The following is a 23197-nucleotide window of genomic DNA, read 5'->3' as shown; positions in this document are numbered from 1 at the left end:
GAAATAGTGATGAATAAGGAAACAGTTCCTAGTCAAGCTGAAAAATCGAATCCAGAAGGTGAACCGTCGCAACTAAGTCCAGAACTGCTGGACAAAATCAAACACCCTGCGAGAATCGACGATGTTATTCGGGAGCAATCGCCAGAAGAACGCAAGAGTAACCCAGCTTTAGTACCAGAAATGATTGATGATTCAAGCGAGCAATGATCGGGTTGGCGATGGAGTAATCTAAAAGCTCAGGTTCCTAAATTTTTAGATAAGCCGATAATCTTGTTAGTAATTATTGCTGTCTAATACTAAGCAGTTTTTCTTGATATAGTTCCGGCGTGTTGATGTGTAGTAGCACCGCCGGAATCTCAATTTTTACTTAATAAATTACCGGATAAAATTATCTGGGTTTTTGTAAGTGTGTTCACTTAGTGTTTTGTAGACATTCGCGTTGCATTACTGAATAAAAATAGATGCCTCATTTTACCTTTCTAGCTGGGCGCATTAATCAACTATAAGTTTTTTTATAAATAAAAATAAGCCAACTTTTTTCAATTATTTAAACCACCATGATTAAGCTGTAATCCATAATTTGTCTAAATAGATTCAGCCTAATGTCACTATACATAAAATTAGTATTAATTGAGTAAAATTGCTGCCCAAATGCCCGATTTCTTCAAGAAAGGGGAATCTAAATCTAGCTTCAGGAATTTCATTCAACTCTAGATTGCTCTTAAATTTAAAATTACTTTCTGTCATCTATATTAAGTTAGATTATACAGAGTTTTAATTTTCTAACCAGGGTTGTATATACAGGAGTTGTCACAAAATATATTCAGGAATTATGCAAGATTATGGAATAATATGAAACATTTAGAAAGCGTCTCATTGGGGCAGCTTTTCCTGGAGAATAGAATTAGCCTGCCGCAAAGTTCTTGCGAAAGTCTTCATATTATGAAACCATAGTTTGTAACTTACTGATACAACTGAGGCTAGTACAGCACGGCGTAAATAAACCACCCTTTCCAAATCAACGAATTGCCTACGCTGTATTCATTTTTAATTTTTAATTTTTAATTTTTAATTCCGCCTTGCGGTACTAGCCTGTCTCTCGGCTCACTCCAGAAAAAAGTACTGGTACTAGTAACGATAATGACGCGCTCTCCAAATTCAAAAAATAATCAGGAACCATCTAATCCTCGTTTATGGCTCCTCCTCTTGGGACGTACCAGTTTGGCTCTCGGTGTCGTTTTGCTGGTTGGAATTGCAATCGGTGCTTGGTGGGCTAGAAGCTATGTATATAAGGATTTAGCGCCATTAGTGCAGCAAAATCTCGAACAATTGCTTGGGCGACCAGTAAAAGTAGGGAAAGTTGAACGTTTTTCGCTCTCTAGTTTAAGATTTAGCTCTTTATCCATACCAGCAACTACCACAGATGCAGACCAGGTGGTAGCAAAAGCCTTGGATGTGCAGTTTTCGCCCTTGCAAGTTCTCCTAACTCGAAAACTGACATTAAATGTAACCTTAGTTCAGCCCAATGTCTACATCCAACAGGATCGAGATGGTCGTTGGGTTACAGCCCAAGTCAAGGCTGGGGAAGGAAAAGGTGCTATTCAAACAGAGTTGCAAACACTTCAGATTCAAGATGGAAATGTAGAGTTGATGCCGTTCGCCGCACCAACTAGACCGAAAGGTTCAGTAATATTAAATCAAGTTGGTGGTGTTGCCCGATTTTTTGATCAAAATCAAAGGATTGGTTATGACATCAATGCTCAACTCGCTAGGGGAGGTGGAGTAAAAATCGCTGGTGAAACCCAAGTAAAAGCTCAAATAACTAGCCTCAACCTTTCAACACAAAATTTACAAGCATCTGATATTAGTCGATTAATTGAGTTACCAATTGCCTTGCAAGCAGGGTATTTAAATGCTGACTTAGCAGTTCAGATTCCACCCAAACTATCAGATATAGCGATTACAGGAAATGCTACTGCTAATCAAATCACTGCCAAAATTAAAAATATCCCTCAGCAAGTTTCTAATTTTAATGGGAGATTTTCATTTCAAGGTCAGACAGTTGCTTTAGAAAATTTGAGTACGAACTTTGGCAAAGTTCCCATTCTGGCTAATGGAACAATTAATACTCAAACTGGTTTTAATGTCTCTGCTCAGATAAAACCAGTTAGTGCTAAAAATATTTTAGATACATTGAATGTAAATTCGTCAGTCCCAGCTAGTGGCGAAATTCAAGCAAATATTCAGGTGTTAGGCGCACTTCAGAAACCAGTTGTTAGCGGTACAGTAAGCAACACAAAACCTATTCAAGTTGACCGCGTTCTCTTCAAAGCTGTCAACACTGATTTCCGCTTGAATGTTTCTCAAACGGCATCTCAACTTGCTGTCTCTAATTTGAAAATAGTCCCCGCAGCAGGTGGTCAAATCACAGGAGGCGGTCAAGCTAATTTGGGAGCCAAAAGCGACGTAAAATTTAATGCTCAAGTTGACGGAGTATCCGGGGATATATTAGCGCGTGGCTATGGCGTTAGTTTACCGATCGCAGTTGGAAATGTCTCGGCAAAAGCAGAAGTCTCTGGCTCACTTGGCAAACAGCCGTTGAACCTTGATGTTTCCAGTGTTCAGGTAACGCCGCCAACAGGGGGGCGAATTACAGCCAGTGGTCAAATTCAACTCGCTCCCCAAGGTCAAGTAAATATAGGTATTCAAGCTCAAGGTTTACCAGGAAATGCGATCGCTCAAGGTTACAATATTTCAACTCCGCTGAATCTTGGTGGTATATCTGCGAACGCTAAAGTTTTTGGATCGCTAGGTACACCCTTAAATGTCAATGTGGCTCGCGTTCAAGCAAATCCAGAGGTGGGAGGACAAGTAATAGCTAGCGGTCAACTTCAGCTTGCACCCCAAGGTAGGGTAGCGTTGAATGTACAAGCCCAAAATTTACCAGGTGATGCGATCGCAAAAGCATACAAATCCTCACCCGGCATTACCATTGGGAATATATCGGCAAATGCCAATATCTCCGGCACTCTGAGCAACCTGCAAGCAGTAGCGCAGGTGCAAGCGCCTACAGCTACCTATCCCACTAACGCAAGGGTTGTTGTTGCTAAACAAGGAGAGAATATCCTGTTACCAGGTGCGGTGTTGAACGTGGCAGGCGGGACAATTGTGGCTCAAGGTCAACTTGCACAACAACGCTGGCAAGGAGTTGTCAAAACTTCTCAAATTCAACTCAACCGTTTCTCACCACAACTGCGAGGACGGCTCAATAGCAATATTCAGTTAGCAGGCACAACAGAATCTTTCCAGCTTGCAGATATTCGCGCTGCCGGGCAAATCCGCCTTTCTCAAGGAGTAGCGCTACTGGCAAAACCGCTAACGGCTCAATTTCAGTGGAATGGACAGCAGATTATAGTTGAAAACGCAAGTACCCCAGGATTGAGTGCTAATGGTGCGATCGCAATTCAGTCTCCACCAACAGGCGCACCTAAAATTGCGGGATTTGATTTAAATGTACTGGCACAGAATTTCAACTTAAAAAATACTGGTTTTCAAGTTCCTGGTGACGTAGCGTTAGCAGGGGTACTTGATTTTAAGGGAAAAGTTACAGGTACTCCAGATGTACCGCAAGCCAATGGTAATATTCGGCTGCGGAATTTCCAGGTTAGTAATTTAGCCTTTGACCCGCTTTTAACTGGAAACGTGAATTTTCAGGGAGGACAGGGAGCAAGTCTGCGATTAGCCGGGAAGCAAGACAGGATTGCGCTTAACCTGGGTGCAGATTATCGTCCAACTTCATTTTTAGTCAAGCGGGATGAGGCAGTTACTACAGGTAGAACCGAAGGAGAGAACTTACTCATCAACGCCCAACAGTTTCCGATAGCTTTGATTGGGGGCTTTTTACCAAACAATCAGTTGAAACCTTTAGGGGGGCAATTATCAGGAAATTTAGTTGTCAATCTTAATAATTATGCAGTTGCGGGAGACGTTGCGATCGCAGGGCCTCGTGTTGCCAGAGTTGCAGCAGACGAATTTCGCGGCAGCATCAATTATGCTGATGGCACTGCTAGCTTGGCTAATGGTCTATTGCGGATTGGAGATAGCAACATCGCTTTAAGTGGAAATGTGCAAACAGGGAATGACCCGCAATTTCAATTCCAAGCTAACTTAGACCAAGCCAGAATTGAGAGACTTTTACAAGCATTTAATATCTTCGACTTTAAAGACCTTGGTACAGGGTTGCAGCCTCCAACGTTGGCTGGAGCAGAAGTACTTGATACCAACCCTATCAGTTTGCCCAATGCAGATTTGCTCACCCAGCTTGTATATTTTTCAAAAATTGCAACATCGATAACACAACAACAGCAAGTAGAGGCAAAAAGAGACTTATCTTTACCTACCCTTGCAGAATTAACGGGTGCTTTGAGCGGAGGAATTACAGCTAATGGCTCATTAAAGTCTGGGTTGAATGTCGGCTTTAATTTCCAAGGTGCGAACTGGAAATGGGGTGAATATTCCATTAATCAAGTCGTTGCTCAAGGCAATTTTGCCGATGGAATCGTCACACTTTCGCCCTTGAGTATTGGGATAAATCAAGGACTGGTGGCATTTTCGGGGCAGTTAGGAACTGAACAGCTATCTGGAAAGTTGAATGTAGCAAGTCTGCCTTTATCACTTTTACAACCTTTTATAGAAAGATATCCCATAGATATCACTGGTAATCTAAATGCTGATGCCACATTAGGAGGTAGTTTACAAGATCCCAGAGCGCAAGGGAATGTGACACTGGCGAATGCAACTCTCAACCAGCAACCTGTACAAAGTGGACAGGTGAATTTTGACTACAACAATGCTCGTTTGAATTTCGACAGTACCCTACTAGTCACAGGAACACAACCAGTTACGATTACAGGTAGCGTACCTGCGGCATTACCATTTGCCGAGGTGCAACCAGATAGCAATCAAATCAGCATCAACGCCGATGTGAACAATGAAGGATTGGCATTGTTAAATCTGCTTACCAATAATCAAGTAACTTGGGTAGACGGTCAAGGACAAGTAAATTTAAATGTTCAGGGTACTTTAAACGAACCAATTATTAATGGAAACGCCACAGTTAACAATGCAACTATTAGCGCTCAAGCTTTATCTGAACCCCTAACGAATGTGACAGGGACAGCACAATTTAATGGTAGTACGGTGAGTGTTAACAACATTCAAGCTCTTTACAATGAAGGGCAAATAACTGCATCAGGTATCTTGCCAATTCTCAATCCTCAGCCAGCCACAGCGAATCCCCTGACAATATCAATAGCAGACAAACTCAACTTTAAGCTTGCAGGATTGTATGAAGGCGGTGTCGGCGGCAATGCTGTAATTCGCGGAACAGCCTTAAAACCCGTAATTGGTGGAGAGATTCGGCTAAGTGATGGTCGAGTGATTATTGGAAATACTGCTAAGAAAAAATCAGCAGCTACAACAGAAGCTAACACTAACGTCATAAATCTAAATAGAGAACAGGTTAACGCTAATGCTACACCTACAGCCCAAAGTAACGCTAGCGCAGTGACTACAGCAGAGAGTAGCGCTAGCGGAGTTACTAAACCAGATAATAATGCTAACACCGCAGCAACTCCACCCAATTTACCTGTAGAGTTTGCAGATTTAAGGTTGAGTCTAGATGACAATGTTCGTGTTACCACTGAATCCCTACTAAGCTTTGTACCAGGAGGAGCCGCATTAAGTCAGCCCATACTGAACTTTGAGGCAAAAGGCGACTTGACCATCAATGGTACATTAGCCAAGCCACTTCCTGAAGGATTGATTCGTTTGACAGGAGGACGACTGAGCTTATTTTCTACTGAGTTTGCTTTAGCGCGAGGCTACGAACAAACTGCGCGGTTTACTCCAAGCCAAGGACTTGACCCTACTTTGGATGTTCGGCTTACTGCGATCGTACCGGAAGCATCAGCAACGAACAGCCGAATTTTGGAATCACCATTGTCTGCTGAAATCAGCGATGTTTCTGCGACTAACTTCGGTACTTTACGTACCGTTCGCGTTCAAGCAAGAGTGGACGGGCCAGCGAGTGAATTGGGCGACAATCTGGAACTGACAAGTGAACCTAGCCGTAGTAAAGGAGAAATAGTTGCTTTGCTAGGTGGCTCGATTCTTGGTTCTTTCGGTCAAGCAGATGCAGGACAAGGACTGACTAATTTCGCTAGTTCTACCATTTTAGGTGGTTTACAAGGAACTATTACTGCGATCGGACAAGCTGTTGGTTTCAGCGAATTTCGGATATTCCCTACCCCTACTACTAGTAATGAAACAAAGACAGCTTCAGTTCTGAATTTATCAGCAGAAGGTGTGTTTAATATTAATAGAAATTTCTCTGCTTCTTTATCACGCCCTCTTTCTAGCGATGAGTCTTTCCGTTATAACGTCCTTTATCGACTCAATGATGAAATTTTGATGCGAGGCTCAACTAATTTAGGGGATGAAAATCTATTCCAAGTTCAGTATGAAACTCGATTTTAGATTGCTGCAATGTTAATGCAGACCGATACAATAGCATTGTCAATCGATGCAATAGCGTTGCCAGTCGATGCAATGGCATTGCTAGCCGATACAATAGCATTGTCAGTCGATGCAATGGCATTGCCAGCCGAGACAATAACATTGTTGCCCAATAGTTTAGTTTGTCACTAATGATTAAACTAATGGTCTGGGTGTTCATGATTTGTGACTACAGCTGATACTGGCGTTACTGTACTTTCTTCTTGGGCTTGCATTTCCAGCAATTGGGGAATTGTCACAAATCGATAGCCTTGAGCCTTCAAACCTGCAATCATTTCTGGTAAAGCTTTGACAGATTTAGAACGATTACCGCCCCCATCGTGCAAAAGTACGATTGCACCTGGCTTTGCATATTTCAGCACATTTTTAACTAGCATTGGCACTTGAGGCGAATGACGTTCAGCATCTCCCGACTGTTCTGACCACATCATGACAGCGTACTTCTCATTTCTGGCATATTGGGCTAGTCCATTATTCAGAAAGCCTCCAGGGGGACGAAACAGAGTCGTTTTCTCTCCAGTCGTCTTGTAAATAATATCTGCTGTGCGGTCAATTTCACTAGCCGCAGTCGCTTCATCCATTTTAAAATACCAATGATGCCATGTATGATTACCAATTACGTGACCATCAGCAGCCACTTGCTTGGCAACTTGGGGAAAATATTTCACCATTTGCCCAAGCATAAAGAATGTCGCTTTAATATTATTTTTCTTCAAAATTTCTAAAATCTGTGCCGTATTTTTTGGGCCAGGGCCATCATCAAAAGTTAGGGCAATGACTTTCTCATTTGCTTTTAGTTTTGCTTGATAAACAATTGTTCCCTGAAAAGTCTTTGGCACTTCATTCATCTGGTCTGTAGCTGAGGTGATAGACTGTGCATCTGCACTCATTGCCTTACCTAAATTTGTTTTAGCATTCTCACCTTTTGGCTTAGTTGTGCCTGCAAGCAGACTGATACCTACACTACTTACACCAGCAAGCAATGCAATAGTTACTACCTTTAGAAACGGCGATAATTTACGATTAGACACATTAAATCTCCTTAAATATTAGCTGTTGGGCATGGGGAAGAAAAGGCAGAGAGGAAGGGTGCAGAGGAGAGGAGAGGAATTTTCCCCCTGCTCCTTGCTTCCCTACTCACCACTTATATCACTCGTACTCGGTTGTAAATTAATATATCTACTGCTAAAAGAAAAAAGAATAAAATACCTTGAAACATCCTAGCTAAAGCTAAAGGAAGTCTTAATTTAATCTGTACTAATTTGCTGCCTACTTACAAAAGTGCCATAAGAAGACTGGATAAAATAATACCTGATGGGTTTAACCAACCAATAAAAGCTGCAATGATGGCAGTATAACCATGACCAGGAGAAATGCTAAGGCAGAGTTGACCAATAGAACCAAGACTTCGCACACACCAGCTAAACTAAGAAAGTTAGCTAAATTATGCTTAAGGATAGGTCGGCGTAGACATCGCTATTTCTCCCAGCATACACCGCAGGCTTTAGACTAAAATTGTTGCTTTGAGAGTTAGTTCTGACATCTTGGTGGAGTTTCTTCGGCTCTGCTTCTAAATTCTGCTGTAAAATGTGTTAGATGAAGCGAAAATTTCAACAATATTTTTGGCGTTGTGCCTTAATAGTGTTTTTAACATTAACTGGATGTGGATTGGGTGTGGAGTCAGCGCAAGCACTGTTGCGTCAACATCATGATTCTCCCGGTATCTTGCGCTACCACTCACAAGTATCTGTCAAAGATGAAAAAGGATATGCTTGGCAAGTATTGCTGTTCAAACAGAATTACACCAGTGCAGTAAAAGATTTACGGTTACGCTTAGTTGCTTTTCCGGGTGTCGTTGAAATTGCTCATCCCCAACCATTGTTGATTGAGACAGTAGCCGGAAAATTACTTAGTGCATCGGATGCATACTCTTTAACTGCACCCGTTCCCAATGTGGGGGAATATAACTTAACTGATATCTTACCGAAATTGCCAACAACTGATGCGCTCAAAGTCTATGTGCCTCTCTCTAATGGACAGCAATTGGTTCTCAACATATCCAACACTGTAGTCACTGAGTGGCAATGGCTAGTTACAGAAATTGATTAGTAACAGCATTTCAATATAAAAATAACCCAATGGTGATGGGGGGCATAATTACTGCCTGCGGAGGCAGAAATCCTGTCTTCATATACTTATAACGACGAGTTAAAGCCTCCCATATCACACGCAGGAGTAATGTTAGTCTTGAGACTCCTCAGGGATAGTTTCCGATTCGGTTTCCAGTTCTTCTGTTTGGACTTTGGCGACTGGAGGTTTAACGGGTTTTGGACCACGCGCTAGAGCAGGATTCCCCTGCTGCCTGTTTTCATCTCCGTAAGATGCTTTTTTCCCTTTGTCAGACGAGCGGTTACGGCTCGGTTTTGAGCTTTTGGGGTTGGATTCAATAGGAGTTATAGAATCCTTATTTTCGGAATTGCTGTCAGTATTTGCTTGGGACTGACGTTCCGATTTTTTGATTGGACGTTCTACCATTGTTGATTTTTGTAAATTTATCTGTATAGTACATCGGTTTGGTGACTGTCAAACTGTTAAGTAGCATTTTTTTAAAGATTTTATCGAACAGAATTCAGGAGCCAGGAGTCAGAATTCAGAATTAATTCTGAGCGAAAAAACGGCTGAATAATCGGCGTTTTTGCATCCCCACAAAACAAGAAAAATTGGTGGTGCAACAATTCAGTCACTGGTCTGAATCTCCGACTCCTGTTAGCGGATAGCTAGGGTTTAGCCCATTCTGACTTCTAAATTCTGACTCCTGATCCCTGAATTCTAATCAACAAAATCAGGTCGTGCCTTACCTGTTGATTTCAACTTTTGCTCTAAAACTGTCCAATTTTCTTGCTCAATTAAATTAGTTAATTCATCAAGATTGTGACGATACTGTTGCAGCGATCGCAGCAATGCTTCACGATTATACCGCGCCATCATCACGCCCAACTCTGGATTCCCGCCACCCACACGGCTGGTATCCCGAAAACCTGAACTAGCTAACTTTTGAGCTAGTTCCAAAACATCGGGGTCAGTTTCACTCAAACAAGCAGCAATCAATGAGGAACTGACCATTACAGGTAAATGGGAAATCCAACTAACAGCGCGGTCATGTTGCTCTGGTTGACAATAGTAGATATTAGCTCCTAGCGATCGCACAATTTCTTCTACAACCGCAATTGCACTAGTAGGCGTTGTAGCTGTCGGTGTTAATACATAAGGTTTATCAACAAATAAATTCCGTTGTGCAGCTTCTATGCCACTATCTGTTCTTCCCGCCATTGGATGACCGCCGATAAAATTATCCCAAAGGGGAGAAATCGCTTTGACTATCTCTGCTTTTGCTGAACCCACGTCAGTCACAATGGTAGCTGTAGACAAATGAGCGATCATTTGCTCCAATTGGGGCACAATAAGCGCTAGAGGTGTACAAATAAATACAACCTCTGCGGCTGCTAACAGACTCAGATCAACTGATGCTTCATCAACACTGCCGATAGCAACTGCCTTTTGACAGGTAGATTCACGGCGACTGACTCCTAAGATATGATGTCCTTGCGATCGCAAATCAAAACCCAAAGATCCGCCGATCAATCCCAACCCTAAAATCCCAATATTCATTTTTAATTTTGACATTCCGTTTTTATGACTTTACCAACTATTAAAGTTGGCATCCAAGGGGTAGCATCGATGACTGTAGAGGAATTACTAGAAAAGTACGCAGCAGGAGTCTTAAACTTTAGTGGTATTGACCTTGCGGAAGCTAATCTGAGTGGGGTCAAACTCAGTGGCGTGAATCTTAGCGATGCTAATTTGAGTATAGTTAACCTCAGTGGCGCGAATCTGAGCGAAGCTAACTTGAGCAATGCCAAGCTGAATGTAGCCAGACTCAGTGGCGTGAATCTATCCAACGCCATCTTAAATAACGCTAGTCTCAACGTCGCTAATTTGATTCGAGCCGATCTCAGCCGCGCTCAACTTAAAGGAGCCTTATTGATTCGCGCTGAGTTAATTCGCGCAGACCTCAGTCGCGCTGACCTATCGGAGGCTGACCTCACCAGTGCTGATTTGCGAGAGGCAACACTCCGCCAAGCGAATCTCCGCCACGCTAACTTGAGTGAGAGTGTCTTGAGAGGCGCTTCTATGACGGGAGCAAATTTAGAGATGGCTAACTTAAATGCCAGTGATCTCAGTCGTTGCGATCTCAGTGGTGCAAATTTGCGAGATACTGAACTCAGACAAGCAAATCTTAGCCATGCCAACTTGAGCGGAGCAGATTTGAGTGGAGCGAACCTCCGTTGGGCAGATTTGAGCGGGGCGAACCTCCGTTGGGCAGACTTGAGCGGCGCAAAATTGAGCGGAGCTACTTTAATTGGCGCAGATTTAACCAATGCGAATTTAACGAATACAATTTTTATCCACGCCGATTTAACTCAGGCAAAATTAATTAGGGCGGAATGGATTGGTGCTGATTTAACTGGAGCAACATTAACTGGGGCCAAGCTTTACGCCACCTCCAGGTTTGGTTTAAAAACCGAAGGTATGATTTGTGAATGGGTCGATCTTAGTCCAGCTGGCGATCGCTCCATTATCCAAAAGTTCCATTCCGAAGACTCACGAGACTTTTTTAACGAGACACCGCCCACAATCCGCATTATTGTTGATGCAGCCTTAGAACACGAAGCCAATTTTGCGATCGCAGGCGCTTACTATCAAATTGCTCAAGAATACCGGATACTAAAACAACCCCCAAGCATCGAAAGTGGTCGTCGTCGAACTGTTTTCACATTTTATGCAGATAGCGACGAAGCATTATTTTCCACTGCTTACATTGTGATTCTTCCCTTTTTAGATGCTGCATCTACTCAAAATAATATTTCCAGTGTCGTGGAAATGATTAACAGTGAAGTTGTTGCAAATCAAGATTTAAAATTGCCAAAATCGCCCCTAATTGTGAAACAATTAAATATTCTTCTAGAACAAGCTATGAGTCAGGCGGCAACAATTAAACAGACGAAAAAAAATATTGAAGTCGCCACAAAGTTAAATTTTTGTAAAGCCCCAACTCAAATAGTTTTAACAAATTCTAGCGCCCACACATTGATTGTCCATGACCATCCCAACTTTGGGAAAAGATTTATTAATCGCTCTGCTCTTAATGCTTCAACTTATGATGATATATCTAATGAACCGACAAAATACATCTTACCTTCGTCAAGTATGGTTATAGATTTCGTCAAAGGATTTCACTATATTAGTCATTAAAAATGGGGAATGGGGAATGGGAATTAATTATTAGACGAATGACAAATGACAAATGACAAAATTTTGGAGGAAAAATGAGCAATCTTTTTAATAAAATGATCGGTCGAACTCGCTATGTAGTCTTTCGCCTATTTCTGCACTTGGGGGGAGGCGAGGTAGCGCCAATTTTGGGAGTATTAAATAGCGCTGGGCGAGATGCGATCGATGCCGATGGCGACTTAGAAGTTTTGGGAGAAGGATTGGTAGAAATTAGCCAAACTCTTCTGCAATATGATGAATATTGGCTTTCTGCTGCCAACGAAGGCGACGTATTTTGGAGTGAAGGCGAGGCAGGAGATTATGTTAATGAATTATTTACTGACTCTGCCGAAAGATATCTCAGTGAACCAGATTACAGTTCTGACTCTGGATTGAATGAACCTTTATCTATACCTGTAACTCGCAACGTCATTGTAATGATTACAGTAGCTTATGAAGGAGAAGTGCCAGAGTTAGAAACCGATCTTTCTAACGTTCAGGCGCTCAAGGAAGGATTGAAAGCATTGATAAATTTGCATTATAAACATAGATTAAAGGCAATCCAGGTGCATTTCTCCCCAGCACAGTTAGGCGATGAACTCACTAGCGATCAACTGTTGCAATATTACCCAGAATTGATTCCTTTATAATATGTTGGGTAGTCCGTACTTACTACTCACATCGAGAAATTGTTAAGCTCAGAGATAGGACAATAATCCAATGATCATGACCATAGTACGTAAATTTACAGCCGTTTTTTTAGCTCTGAGTTTGTGTGTCACAACTGTCGCTTGTGGTGGGGGAAACGAAACTACTCCTCCCGCTAAGAACGTTAGCCAAAGCTCTACTAACACAAAGCTGAGTGATGGAGAGTATAAAATACAACAAGCTACTTATGACGATGCAACTGGTGAATACAGCTTGTTTTTACTTAACAATAATCCCCCAACCTTTGCAACCGAAAATTTGCAAATGGCACGGTTAACTGATGATGAAATCAAGCAAGGTAAGAAGACCTATCTGAAGGTAGAAAAAGGACAACCGATTTTATATCTAACGGAAGACTTTAAAATAGATTACGTCCACAACGTTACCGAGAATAAAACCAATCCCCAAACAGGACAACAAGAGACGGTTGTAGTCCGTCGAGAAAATAGCTTCTGGGCACCATTTGCTGGGTCTGTGGCTGGTAGCTTGGCGGGACAGGCAATTGGTAGTATGTTGTTTAGACCCCAGTATTATGTACCCCCTGTCTATCAATCAGGTCAAGGATTAAGTGGTTTCGGTGGATATGGCGGAAGCTATGGCCAAGCAGTTCAAAACTACCAAAGTCGCTATAATGCACCACCCGCAGCCGTGACAAATCGGACTGCGTTCCGCAATACAGGGACGATTAGAAGGTCATATCCTGGAAATACAAATATACGCAATACACCGCGTAGCACTACAGGTAATAACCGTCCTTCTGGTTCTGGTTTTGGTGGTAGTACGTTGCGACCCTCTGGTAATTCCAGCACTACCAGACGCAATTCTGGCAGTGGTTTTGGTAGTGGACGTAGTACAGCACCCCGCCGCTCAAGTGGTTTTGGCAGCAGACGACGTTAGAAAATTTTCAATTTAATAAGTAGACTGCCTAAGAAGTTAAAGTAATGTGTTGCATAAAGAAGCCGGAGGGTCACAAGTCAATCCTCCAGCTTCTCTTTATATCTATGCAATTTGTGATGAAAAATTATGAATTATTCGGTCAAATAATATGAAATACTAAATATAAATATTGCTAAGAGAACAGGAATCATTTGATTAAAGTCTATTTGCTTTTTTTGAACTATTTCTAAACAAGACATCGGAATCATTAGGGGCCAAAAGATAGTTGTTACCACAAACATCACAACTGATAAAAACTTATCTTCTGGAGTGGAAGCAGGATGACGTAGAGCAAATATTAACCAATTGATTAAAAAATAAAATGTCATTAACAGATAACCAATAGTTAAAGTCAGTTGTATCTGATTCACCGTAAGTACTCCTGAAGTTATGTAAGCTTTACTATAGCCTTTCCTGTTCTAGTTAGGTACATGATGAGCCTCAATAGTGGATTTTAAATTAGTAGAAATGAAGGGATACTCACTAAGTCGTTAGACGTAAATCAATTAAAGTTTGTAGTAAGGACTTTAGTCCTGATAATCCTTTTTTTCTGTTTAATAATGCCTATTTATTTAGGAATGTTAACTATCAATACTGCTATGTAAACAAGCATCCAATCAAGAAAAATTATATTAACTATGAACCATATATTGATTTTATACCCTCTTGACTTAAAGGCTAATATAATAGCCCTGTCGATTATTCCCACAGTTCCTGATGTATTAATTAAATAATTCGCAATCATTGCCCAGGCGGAAACAAAACCATTTCCTCGTTGCTCGATTGGCGTTGTTAAGTGATTATAATACTGAGAAATAGCAAAAGTTCCAAAACAAATAGCATAACCTATTAGCCACTTGCTGTTCGGCATAATCTGAGCAATAAAAAAAGGAATAATTGTGGCTAATATAAAAAACAAGAGAAGAGAATCCAACATTTGCAATTCTTTCCTTTTTTACAACATATAGAAACATTGCATACCGAACTACTGCAATTTATATCAAACTTTTCCTTTTGGTTGTAGAGTATAGTTAACCCTTTTTGAAGACATTTTTTAAATTTTGGATGATGAATATTCACTATCACAATCCAAAACTTAAAATTTGGTCAGTTATTAAAGCAATAATCAAGCGGTCTTAAAAAATCGAATAATTTCGCGGACATGATCGAGAAATTGCCCGTCGGTGGAAAGTTGCGCGATCGCAGTTCGTGCTTCTCTTGCCAAACGCTCATGTTCAGTTTGATTTGTCGCCCGTAATTCTTCAAAATTAGCTGCAATCCGAGCTAAATCTCTGCGAGTCTCTTCGGCGAAGCGTTGTTGAGTTGCGGGTAAAGAATAGGGTTGTTCTGGGTTGAGTTGATCTTCCAACGACTGGATTTTTTGCTCCAATATCGAGAAGCGATCGCGCAATTCAAAAATATCTTCGCGTGGATACTTCCATTCTTGGCGAATCATCGCTAACCGCGCATATAAATACTCATAAGCTCGAATAGCTGGACGCAGAATCGTTAATAACAAAGCTGCACCAGAGCTTATATATCCCACCGTACTAATACCAGTGGTAGCAAGGGTATAAAGACCAACGGCTGAAAATAAGTGTAAAGCAATGGCAACCCAGAGCGATCGCTTCGCCAACAATGTGACATACTTCACTTGTTTCTCATCGACTGGAATTCCTTTCTCAGTTGATTGTGCTGCTTCTGCTAAAACTTCTTTGGCTTGAAAATGTACATTCCACGGGACGGTAACAATTACCAACAGCCACCAAAAACTTGCACCACCAATCACCCAATCAAGAAAGTTACCAGCAGGGATGTGCAACCATTGCAGTAAGCCAAAAGCCGCTAGTACCACAACCACAATTCCAGCAATGGAACTAATGAAAAAGTTAATATACATCTTGCCCTGTCTCCGATGAAACCATCATCTCGATCATGACGATATCCCAGCAGTTATACGGAAATGCTTGTGATGGTTTTTCTATTTGCACACACTAGTTTTTGGATGATATAGCTACGCTAATTAGGTTAAGTCTCTTTGCTACCTTTTTCTTGGAAAGTCGCAGAGGTAATGATTGTGATGGTTTTTCGAGTTGCACATATACAATAAATAAAATGAACCACTACTTAGAAACAAAGAAGAGAGAAATAATGCAATACTGCTTTGTAGAGTTTCAAGTAGATGATTCAACAAGATTCAAGCCTTAGTTGAATCCTTCGATTTTATAATTCTTGCAGAAGACGACGGTACAGGATACACAAAATTTAACCTGTAGTTTGGGAAAAGAGTGAGACAATTCAAACCTTTCCCCCGTCTCTATTGGATGAGATAACTACGCCAAATTGGTTGAGTATTTTTACTACCCTTTTCTGGAATTAGCGATCGCCAAGTTTTACCTTCTTGCTGAATTTGCAAGTAAACATCAAAGGGTTGTTTTGGTTGCGTCAAGCGCCGTTTTGGTAGCTTGAGAATCAAGTCGTAGGTTCCCCGAACGTGGAAAGCTGGTAAATTTTCAATCGTTAGGGGTTGTTCTTGGGTAATTGATAGCCGCTTGATTTCAAATCCTTGAAAATCTAGATCCAACTGTTGGCTAAGTTTTTGTTGAGTTTGCTCTAGCCCAAGTGCGATCGCTTTTTGCACTAACTCGCTAGTCGGTAGCAATCCAATACTGCCACAGGCTGTAACTAGCATCAGCAATATTGCTGTCAAAACTAACCGCACTATGTTATTCACTGCCTAATCTGCTATTTTCTTCCTTATCAGTTTAACCGGACACGCTGCTGCTTTTTCCGCGTCGAGTAACTTAGGAATTATGCAAACAATAGCCGAAAATTTTAATTACAGATAGGGGCAATTCATGAATTGCCCCTGCTGTTAGAACTTTTCAATAAATTTTGTAAATCTTTAAAAAATTTGTTCTAAACGTTGGAAATCGCGTTGCACTTCATACCAGAGACTTTTATTATGGGGGTCTGTTTTCAAAGCTTTTTTGAGATAAATTCTGGCTTTGAGCAATTGGTTTTCGGAAATTAGCGCCCGTCCCCAAATTTGATAAGCGATCGCTTGCCATTGGCGAACTTCTGGATCTGTTGACAAACGATCTGCTAAAGCTTCCACTAGTGCGATCGCTTGCGGAAATCGTTTCTCTTGCAAAAATCGCTGCAATTGTTCATAAGTCTTCCACTTCAGCCGTTCTTCTATTTCCAACAGATTAGGCGGTTTTGCTTTCCCTGGTTGTTGGTTTACCACCGTTGTAACTGGTGTTTTCTGTCGCTGCGTTGTCTTAGCAGCATCACGCCCAGTTGACACCTGAGTTGAATGTGCAGCAGTTTCCTCTGGCAGTACTACCGTCAGCAGGAGTTTGTAAGCCTCTGTCAAGGCAATAAACTTATCTTTGGCTTTGTTGTCATCTGGGTTGATATCGGGATGATATTGCTGCGCCAATCGTCGATAAGACGCTTTGATATCAGCAAAAGAAGCTCCCGATCTTAAACCTAGCAAACGGTAGCAATCTCCAAGATCCATCTTGAGCTATGAGCTATCGAATATTTAGCTATCGGCTATTATCTGTCAATATCAGCTTTAAGCCTGGACTATTAATGATAAAGGCTAATTTTCTATTTTAAAGTTCAATGTTGACAGTTTGTTTTGGGAATTGGGAAGAGGACTTGGGGACAAGGAGAATTGGGGACAAGGGGAAAGACTTATTGTAAGTTCTAAACTTTTGTCACCTTGTCACCTTGTCACCTTGTCCCCTTGTCCCTCTGCTCCCCCTGCTTCCCTACTCCCCTGCTACTATAGAGGTTCGTTCTTCAATTACACGGTCAATTAAACCGTATTCTTTAGCCTCTTCAGCAGACATGAAAAAGTCACGATCCATATCTTTTTCAATTTTTGCTATGGTCTGACCGGTTTTATCGGCATAAATGCCATTAAGCTGGTGACGAATCCGCAGAATCTCTCTAGCTTCAATTTCGATGTCGGTTGCTTGTCCACGGGTTCCACCTGAAGGCTGGTGAATCATAATCCGTGAATGAGGCAATGCTAGGCGTTTACCTTTGGTGCCAGCAGCCAACAGGAAAGACCCCATTGAAGCAGCTAAACCAACGCAAATAGTCACTACATCTGATTTTATATGTTGCATGGTGTCAAAAATAGCCATGCCAGATGTAACCATTCCACCTGGGGAATTGATGTATAAATAAATATCTTTACCTGGATCGTCTGAGTCCAGATACAGCATTACAGCAATTATTTGATTGGCAATTTCATCATCAATATCTCGTCCCAAGAATATAATCCGTTCCCGGTAAAGGCGATCGTAGATGCTAATCCAATCTGTATATTGTCCTCCGGGCATCCGGTAAGGAACTTTAGGAACGCCTATAGGCATGACTTACTCCGTTTTTAATTAGTCTATTAGTCATTAGTCATTGGTCATTAGTCATTAGTCATTGGTCATTAGTCATTGGTTATTAACAAAGGACGAAGGACAAAGGACAAATGACAAAGAAAAAATTAAAGGACACTGGCTGGAAGGGGGGGATTTGCGAGTTCTTCTTTCTCAAAAACTCGGTCAATTAGACCGTATTCCTTTGCTTCGTAAGGTGTTAGATATAACAACCTATCCATATCTTTAGCAATTTTTTCTGGAGGCTGTCCGGTGGTGCGATTTAAAATATCAACCAACGCCCCTTTATTTACCAAAACTTCCCTTGCCCGAATTTGAATATCCGTTGCTTGACCTTGGGCGTAGCTCTTGGGCTGATGCAGGATAATCGAAGAGTGAGGCAAACTAGCGCGGCAACCTTTTGTACCAGCACTGAGAAGCATGGCTGCCATACCCATCGCAGAACCGACGCAGATGGTGTGGATAGGAGGCTTGATATATTTCATGGTGTCGTAGATGGCAAAGGCTTCGGTTTCAAAGCCAATGGGTTCGCCACTGTAACCAGATGTACCGGTGGAGTTGATATAGATTTTAATGGGCTTTTCTGGGTCATCGGATTGCAAAAACAGCAACTCAGCCACGATTAATTCCGTGACAGCAGGCACCAGTGGCATCCCAATATAGACAATTCGCTCCTTCAATAAGAGGGAAGGTAAATCTGGCGGTGGTGTCCGGTAAGAGCTATCGCCGTAATATGGGGCTTGAACAGCTTTGATTGGGGAAATGTCCATAGCAACTGATCGCCTGAAACTATGCCGTTAACTGTAATACATCCTAGCGCGATGCACGCTTCCCTCAAGGTGCGGATTTCTCCCTAATGCTTCAGGTGGCTTTGCATCTGCCAATGTTTGGCTTCTAAGATATTCTGATTATATTCATGTATTTGTGTTGGATAGGTTTTCCGTAGAGCTAAAGTGGTGCTTTGAAGTTATTTATTAATATGTATATCCTGAATAAGGACTTTAAGTTATGAAGGTTAGCTTGCAGCCTGCCTTGAATGATGGTAATTTGGACGCGAATCAACTGAATAGTCAACGTCAGTTGGGAATTTCGATTTCAGCGATCGCAGAGACTCAAGACCGCCATGTGCCCTTAAATTTATGTTTAATTCTGGATCACAGTGGTTCTATGAATGGGCGATCGCTAGAAACGGTTAAAAAAGCAGCGAATCGTCTGGTAGATAGACTTAATCCTGGCGATCGCCTCAGTGTTGTAGTTTTCGATCACCGTGCCAAAGTCTTAGTACCTAGTCAAAGTGTCGAAGATCCAGAAAAAATCAAACAGCAAATCAACCGCCTAGCAGCCGATGGTGGGACTGCGATTGATGAAGGATTGCGTTTGGGGATTGAGGAGTTGGCGAAGGGAAAGAAAGATACTGTTTCCCAAGCCTTCTTATTAACAGATGGTGAAAATGAACATGGTGATAATAATCGTTGTTTGAAATTTGCCCAATTAGCTGCTAGCTATAATTTGACTTTGAACACTCTGGGCTTTGGTGACAATTGGAACCAAGATGTTTTAGAAAAAATTGCTGATGCTGGTTTAGGTACTTTATCTTATATTCAAAAGCCGGAAGAGGCAGTGGATGAGTTTAATCGCCTGTTTAGCCGCATTCAAACAGTGGGATTGACTAACGCTTATCTGTTATTGTCTCTGATGCCCCATGTCCGGCTAGCGGAACTTAAACCCATTGCTCAAGTTTCCCCAGACACAATTGAGTTACCACTGCAACAAGAAGCTGATGGACGTTTCGCTGTGCGGTTGGGAGATTTAATGAAAGATGCAGAACGGATAATCTTAGCTAATATTTATTTGGGACAATTGCCAGCAGGTGAACAAGCGATCGCTAATGTACAAGTCCGCTACGACGATCCAGCCGCCAACAAGGTAGGTTTAGTTACACCAAATATCCCAGTTTATGCCCATGTAGTCAAAAACTACCAAGCAGATCCGAATCCCCAAGTACAGCAGTCTATTTTGGCATTAGCTAAATATCGCCAAACCCAGCTAGCCGAAACGAAATTGCAACAGGGCGATCGCAGTGGTGCAGCGACAATGTTACAAACGGCTGCTAAAACTGCTCTGCAAATGGGAGATACTGGGGCAGCGACGGTGTTGCAAACTTCTGCCACTCAGCTACAATCTGGTGGAGATTTATCTGAAAGCGATCGCAAGAAAACCAGAATTGTCTCCAAAACAGTTTTGCAAGATACCCCTCCTCAATGAAAGTTAAATTGCTCTCGGCGTTAAATGACAATAATGTTGATCTGGCTCAAACAAGTAGCCAACGTCAACTAGCAATGACGATTTTTGCGATCGCTGGCGAGTTTGACCAAAATCTTCCCCTTAACCTCTGCCTGATTCTGGATAGAAGTGGTTCTATGCACGGACAACCGATTAAAACGGTGATTCAGGCAGTGGAAGGATTAATAGATCGGTTGAAAGTTGGCGATCGCATTTCAGTTGTGGCTTTTTCCGGTTCTGCGGAAGTCATTATCCCCAACCAAGCGATCGAAGACCCCGAAAGCATTAAATCTCAAATCAAAAGCAAACTCAGCGCTAGTGGCGGCACTGCGATCGCCGAGGGTTTGGAATTGGGAATTACAGAACTGATGAAGGGCACAAGAGGAGCAGTTTCCCAGGCGTTTCTGCTGACGGATGGGCATGGTGAAAGCAGTTTGCGGATTTGGAAGTGGGATATTGGGCGAGATGACAATAAGCGCTGTCTCAAACTGGCGCAAAAAGCTGCCAAACTGAACCTAACTATCAACACTTTCGGATTTGGCAATAGCTGGAATCAAGATTTGCTAGAAAAAATAGCCGATGTCGGTGGTGGTACTCTAGCTCATATTGAACATCCTGAACAAGCTGTGGAGCAATTTAGCCGACTCTTTGGAAGGATTCAGTCAATTGGGCTAACTAATGCCTACTTGCTGTTATCTCTAGTGCCAAATGTCCGATTAGCAGAATTGAAACCCATTGCCCAAGTTGCCCCAGACACAATCGAGTTACCAGTGGAACGAGAAGCTGATGGTAGCTTTGCTGTACGTTTGGGAGATTTGATGCAGGATGTAGAAAGGGTAGTTTTGGCAAACATTTATCTGGGACAATTGCCAGAGGGGAAACAAACGATCGGGCATCTGCAAATTCGCTATGATGACCCGTTAGTTAATCAAGAAGGCTTACTTTCCTCCCTGGTGCCGGTGTATGCAGATGTGGTGCGGACATATCAACCAGATTCTAATCCCCAGGTGCAGCAGTCTATTTTGGCATTAGCGAAGTATCGCCAAACCCAGTTAGCCGAGGCGAAATTGCTACAAGGCGATCGCACTGGTGCAGCTACAATGCTACAAACGGCTGCTAAAACCGCTTTGCAAATCGGAGATAAAGGGGCGGCGACAGTGTTGCAAAGTTCCGCCACTCGCCTACAAGCTGGAGAAGAACTTTCGGAAGCAGACTTGAAGAAAACTAGGATTGTGTCAAAAACCGTTTTACAGGAATAGTATAAATCCAGTAGCGCCAAAACCTTAAACTGCGTAGGTTAGGTTGAGGAACGAAACCCAACATTTCCGATTGAGATGAACCGCCGCATATAATTTTCGACTCAACGATACACCGAAATGAATGCGTGACTTACTTAAATAAACTATATTAATCGCTTTTGATTATGAATTTCCTGCCTTCTGCCTCATACTTTCTGACTTTTTCGGTAGCTATTAGAGCGGGCACTTTGCCTACTCTAACAGTTTCTAATAATTAAATATCAACCGAACTGAATATCAATCTTCCCCTTTGATCTTCTGCGGGACAAAACCCGGCAGATCGTTACTGTCAACCGCAAAGACAAAAAATTTGTTTGGGTTGTCAATACCCGGCGCTATAGTACCAACGAAGTCGTTGTCATTGGCGATAAATAACGTATGCTTTTTGACGCGGTTGATAACCACATCTTCTCCGAAGGCTAAACCTTCAAGCTTGGCGGGAATGTCCTCTTCTTTGATGCCGTTTTGAGTTAGCGCAGTTACCACATCAAGGAACAGGGTTTTGCTAACCGCCTTGCCAACAAGGTTGATTTCCCCAGTGATATTGCTTACTTCTTGAGCATTCGTCAGATCGATCCGATAGATTTTCTTGAAGGCAGCCTTGGAGCCGTCGCCAAACCCCTTGCCATCGCGTTCATCTACTAAGAATTCGCGATCGCTGATTGCCAAAATCTCGCTGACGGTGGGATATTTGGGTTTAGCTAAGGTGCCAATATTATCTAGCTGATAAGCGTATTCCTGGGTGGCACCTGTTTCTATGTCAATTTTGACGATTCTGGTATAAGCCCCATTAGTACCACCGTCTTGGAGCAGTGGACTTTGCAAAATACCAATCAGAGTCTTACCGTTGGGAGTAATCGCAAGTCCTTCCATACCTTTGTTAGCAACCCTACCAGACGTGTTACCAGTGATTTCTGTATCACTAACGGGACTTAAGTTGCTAACTGCAAACTTGCTAGGTAGGTTAAAGACTCTAATCCGCTTACCTGTATTGCGGTTAAATTGATATACATAGGGGCCATATTCATCAGAGATAAATACCTCCTTGCCATTATTGGATACACGCACCCCTTCAGGGTCGAAACGGGCATTGTTGGGATATGTCGAGATTTGGGTGGGGTTGAAGTTGTCTGAACGTCCAGTGAAATAGTTTTTATTCTTGGTATTCAAAGCTGGGACACCACTACATAACCCCAATCCCGCACCATTCCCGTAGTAAAGAGGCTCATTGCTGAATAGCAGGGTCGTGTCAATTAAGTAAGGGGTAAGGGTAAAGGGTAACGCTGAACCAAGTTTGCTTGGTTCAAGTTTCACTTTGATAGTTTGGAAGCGGTTGATATAAGATGCTGTGTCACTGACAGCGCTGTTGTATGACACGGCATTTGGGCCTCGGTCTGGGATAGCGATAAAGGTGTTACAGCCAGCGTAGGCTAGTCCCGACCCTAAACCACCCAAAAGGTTTCCCGGAACGCCATTTTCCAGGGGAGCAGATGTTTTGTTGGAGCGATCGCTAATATTACCATCTAGACTCCCAATTGCAATTAATTTAACCTCTGCATTGGCGGCAGGAGCCACAGCAAACAACGCCAACAAGGACAAAATTAGACTTTTGTTGAGCATATCAGTTCTATATTTTAAAAGACAGTATTTATT

At 42.2% G+C, this 23197-nt stretch carries 19 protein-coding genes; 9 read left to right on the top strand and 10 right to left on the bottom strand.

Annotated features, from left to right (window positions below; all coding sequences use genetic code 11):
• Positions 1-9 precede the first annotated feature (9 nt).
• The 3 genes from GJB62_RS01155 to GJB62_RS01145 all read left to right on the top strand — a co-directional run bounded on the left by GJB62_RS01155 (position 10) and on the right by GJB62_RS01145 (position 6708).
• Positions 10-207: a hypothetical protein gene (locus GJB62_RS01155; protein ID WP_012407746.1), complete on the top strand. Its 198-nt coding sequence runs from the start codon at positions 10-12 to the stop codon at positions 205-207.
• A 933-nt stretch (positions 208-1140) separates the two neighbouring features.
• Positions 1141-6537 carry a translocation/assembly module TamB domain-containing protein gene (locus GJB62_RS01150; protein WP_114080116.1) on the top strand — a complete coding sequence of 1799 codons (5397 nt, stop codon included), beginning with the start codon at positions 1141-1143 and terminating at the stop codon, positions 6535-6537.
• Positions 6538-6552: 15 nt separating this feature from the next.
• The gene (locus tag GJB62_RS01145; protein ID WP_159402430.1) at positions 6553-6708 is read left to right on the top strand and encodes a hypothetical protein; all 156 of its coding nucleotides are present in this window, start codon (positions 6553-6555) and stop codon (positions 6706-6708) included.
• Positions 6709-6716: 8 nt separating this feature from the next.
• On the opposite strand, the gene GJB62_RS01140 is transcribed toward GJB62_RS01145, so the two are convergent.
• On the bottom strand, positions 6717-7607 hold the full coding sequence (locus GJB62_RS01140) for a polysaccharide deacetylase family protein (protein WP_245246064.1): 891 nt from the start codon (positions 7605-7607) through the stop codon (positions 6717-6719).
• A gap of 565 nt (positions 7608-8172) precedes the next feature.
• Here GJB62_RS01140 and GJB62_RS01135 point away from each other — a divergent pair.
• Complete coding sequence (locus tag GJB62_RS01135) at positions 8173-8685, top strand: DUF3122 domain-containing protein (protein ID WP_245246063.1); 513 nt, start codon at positions 8173-8175, stop codon at positions 8683-8685.
• 132 nt (positions 8686-8817) lie between these two features.
• Here GJB62_RS01135 and GJB62_RS01130 read toward each other — a convergent pair whose 3' ends face one another.
• Both GJB62_RS01130 and GJB62_RS01125 read right to left on the bottom strand, forming a co-directional pair.
• Positions 8818-9111: a hypothetical protein gene (locus GJB62_RS01130; protein WP_114080117.1), complete on the bottom strand. Its 294-nt coding sequence runs from the start codon at positions 9109-9111 to the stop codon at positions 8818-8820.
• Positions 9112-9405: 294 nt separating this feature from the next.
• On the bottom strand, positions 9406-10245 hold the full coding sequence (locus GJB62_RS01125; protein ID WP_114080118.1) for a prephenate/arogenate dehydrogenase: 840 nt from the start codon (positions 10243-10245) through the stop codon (positions 9406-9408).
• A 69-nt stretch (positions 10246-10314) separates the two neighbouring features.
• Here GJB62_RS01125 and GJB62_RS01120 point away from each other — a divergent pair, with 69 nt between their 5' ends.
• The 3 genes from GJB62_RS01120 (at position 10315) to GJB62_RS01110 (ending at position 13512) form a co-directional block, all read left to right on the top strand.
• Positions 10315-11889: a pentapeptide repeat-containing protein gene (locus GJB62_RS01120; RefSeq protein ID WP_114080352.1), complete on the top strand. Its 1575-nt coding sequence runs from the start codon at positions 10315-10317 to the stop codon at positions 11887-11889.
• A 74-nt stretch (positions 11890-11963) separates the two neighbouring features.
• Positions 11964-12557, top strand: coding sequence for a DUF1517 domain-containing protein (locus GJB62_RS01115; RefSeq protein WP_114080119.1), 594 nt, complete (start codon positions 11964-11966; stop codon positions 12555-12557).
• Positions 12558-12627: 70 nt separating this feature from the next.
• A complete protein-coding gene (locus GJB62_RS01110; protein WP_114080120.1) occupies positions 12628-13512 on the top strand; it encodes a hypothetical protein in 885 nt (294 codons plus the stop codon).
• 607 nt (positions 13513-14119) lie between these two features.
• Here GJB62_RS01110 and GJB62_RS01100 read toward each other — a convergent pair.
• The 6 genes from GJB62_RS01100 to GJB62_RS01075 all read right to left on the bottom strand — a co-directional run bounded on the left by GJB62_RS01100 (position 14120) and on the right by GJB62_RS01075 (position 18733).
• Entirely contained in the window at positions 14120-14488 is a 369-nt protein-coding gene (locus GJB62_RS01100) for a hypothetical protein (protein WP_114080122.1), read from the bottom strand.
• A 189-nt stretch (positions 14489-14677) separates the two neighbouring features.
• The gene (locus tag GJB62_RS01095; RefSeq protein WP_114080123.1) at positions 14678-15451 is read right to left on the bottom strand and encodes a hypothetical protein; all 774 of its coding nucleotides are present in this window, start codon (positions 15449-15451) and stop codon (positions 14678-14680) included.
• A gap of 417 nt (positions 15452-15868) precedes the next feature.
• Positions 15869-16276: a hypothetical protein gene (locus GJB62_RS01090; protein WP_114080353.1), complete on the bottom strand. Its 408-nt coding sequence runs from the start codon at positions 16274-16276 to the stop codon at positions 15869-15871.
• 180 nt (positions 16277-16456) lie between these two features.
• On the bottom strand, positions 16457-17077 hold the full coding sequence (locus GJB62_RS01085) for a J domain-containing protein (RefSeq protein WP_114080124.1): 621 nt from the start codon (positions 17075-17077) through the stop codon (positions 16457-16459).
• 256 nt (positions 17078-17333) lie between these two features.
• Positions 17334-17945 (bottom strand): ATP-dependent Clp protease proteolytic subunit, encoded by a 612-nt coding sequence (locus tag GJB62_RS01080; protein ID WP_012407740.1) that lies wholly within the window; start codon positions 17943-17945, stop codon positions 17334-17336.
• A 125-nt stretch (positions 17946-18070) separates the two neighbouring features.
• Positions 18071-18733 (bottom strand): ATP-dependent Clp protease proteolytic subunit, encoded by a 663-nt coding sequence (locus GJB62_RS01075; protein ID WP_114080125.1) that lies wholly within the window; start codon positions 18731-18733, stop codon positions 18071-18073.
• Between the two features lie 238 nt (positions 18734-18971).
• On the opposite strand from GJB62_RS01075, the gene GJB62_RS01070 reads away from it, so the two are divergent.
• Complete coding sequence (locus tag GJB62_RS01070) at positions 18972-20228, top strand: VWA domain-containing protein (RefSeq protein WP_114080126.1); 1257 nt, start codon at positions 18972-18974, stop codon at positions 20226-20228.
• The gene (locus GJB62_RS01065) at positions 20225-21505 is read left to right on the top strand and encodes a VWA domain-containing protein (protein ID WP_114080127.1); all 1281 of its coding nucleotides are present in this window, start codon (positions 20225-20227) and stop codon (positions 21503-21505) included. Before GJB62_RS01070 ends, GJB62_RS01065 begins: the two co-directional genes overlap by 4 nt.
• A 276-nt stretch (positions 21506-21781) precedes the next feature.
• Here the strand turns inward: GJB62_RS01065 and GJB62_RS01060 are convergent, their stop codons facing one another.
• Positions 21782-23164, bottom strand: a complete 1383-nt coding sequence (locus tag GJB62_RS01060; RefSeq protein WP_245246062.1) for an esterase-like activity of phytase family protein — start codon at positions 23162-23164, stop codon at positions 21782-21784.
• Positions 23165-23197 lie beyond the last annotated feature (33 nt).

This window comes from Nostoc sp. ATCC 53789, assembly GCF_009873495.1.
Taxonomy (GTDB): domain Bacteria; phylum Cyanobacteriota; class Cyanobacteriia; order Cyanobacteriales; family Nostocaceae; genus Nostoc; species Nostoc muscorum_A.
This window is presented reverse-complemented; position numbering and strand designations above follow the sequence as displayed.

Excerpts from the sequence above, each read along its gene's own strand:
- GJB62_RS01155 (WP_012407746.1), top strand. The coding sequence starts at position 10 with ATGAATAAGGAAACAGTTCCTAGTCAAGCTGAAAAATCGAATCCAGAA.
- GJB62_RS01150 (WP_114080116.1), top strand. The coding sequence starts at position 1,141 with ATGACGCGCTCTCCAAATTCAAAAAATAATCAGGAACCATCTAATCCT.
- GJB62_RS01145 (WP_159402430.1), top strand. The coding sequence starts at position 6,553 with ATGCAGACCGATACAATAGCATTGTCAATCGATGCAATAGCGTTGCCA.
- GJB62_RS01135 (WP_245246063.1), top strand. The coding sequence starts at position 8,173 with ATGAAGCGAAAATTTCAACAATATTTTTGGCGTTGTGCCTTAATAGTG.
- GJB62_RS01130 (WP_114080117.1), bottom strand. The coding sequence starts at position 9,111 with ATGGTAGAACGTCCAATCAAAAAATCGGAACGTCAGTCCCAAGCAAAT.
- GJB62_RS01125 (WP_114080118.1), bottom strand. The coding sequence starts at position 10,245 with ATGAATATTGGGATTTTAGGGTTGGGATTGATCGGCGGATCTTTGGGT.
- GJB62_RS01120 (WP_114080352.1), top strand. The coding sequence starts at position 10,315 with ATGACTGTAGAGGAATTACTAGAAAAGTACGCAGCAGGAGTCTTAAAC.
- GJB62_RS01115 (WP_114080119.1), top strand. The coding sequence starts at position 11,964 with ATGAGCAATCTTTTTAATAAAATGATCGGTCGAACTCGCTATGTAGTC.
- GJB62_RS01110 (WP_114080120.1), top strand. The coding sequence starts at position 12,628 with ATGATCATGACCATAGTACGTAAATTTACAGCCGTTTTTTTAGCTCTG.
- GJB62_RS01100 (WP_114080122.1), bottom strand. The coding sequence starts at position 14,488 with ATGTTGGATTCTCTTCTCTTGTTTTTTATATTAGCCACAATTATTCCT.
- GJB62_RS01095 (WP_114080123.1), bottom strand. The coding sequence starts at position 15,451 with ATGTATATTAACTTTTTCATTAGTTCCATTGCTGGAATTGTGGTTGTG.
- GJB62_RS01085 (WP_114080124.1), bottom strand. The coding sequence starts at position 17,077 with ATGGATCTTGGAGATTGCTACCGTTTGCTAGGTTTAAGATCGGGAGCT.
- GJB62_RS01080 (WP_012407740.1), bottom strand. The coding sequence starts at position 17,945 with ATGCCTATAGGCGTTCCTAAAGTTCCTTACCGGATGCCCGGAGGACAA.
- GJB62_RS01075 (WP_114080125.1), bottom strand. The coding sequence starts at position 18,733 with ATGGACATTTCCCCAATCAAAGCTGTTCAAGCCCCATATTACGGCGAT.
- GJB62_RS01070 (WP_114080126.1), top strand. The coding sequence starts at position 18,972 with ATGAAGGTTAGCTTGCAGCCTGCCTTGAATGATGGTAATTTGGACGCG.
- GJB62_RS01065 (WP_114080127.1), top strand. The coding sequence starts at position 20,225 with ATGAAAGTTAAATTGCTCTCGGCGTTAAATGACAATAATGTTGATCTG.
- GJB62_RS01060 (WP_245246062.1), bottom strand. The coding sequence starts at position 23,164 with ATGCTCAACAAAAGTCTAATTTTGTCCTTGTTGGCGTTGTTTGCTGTG.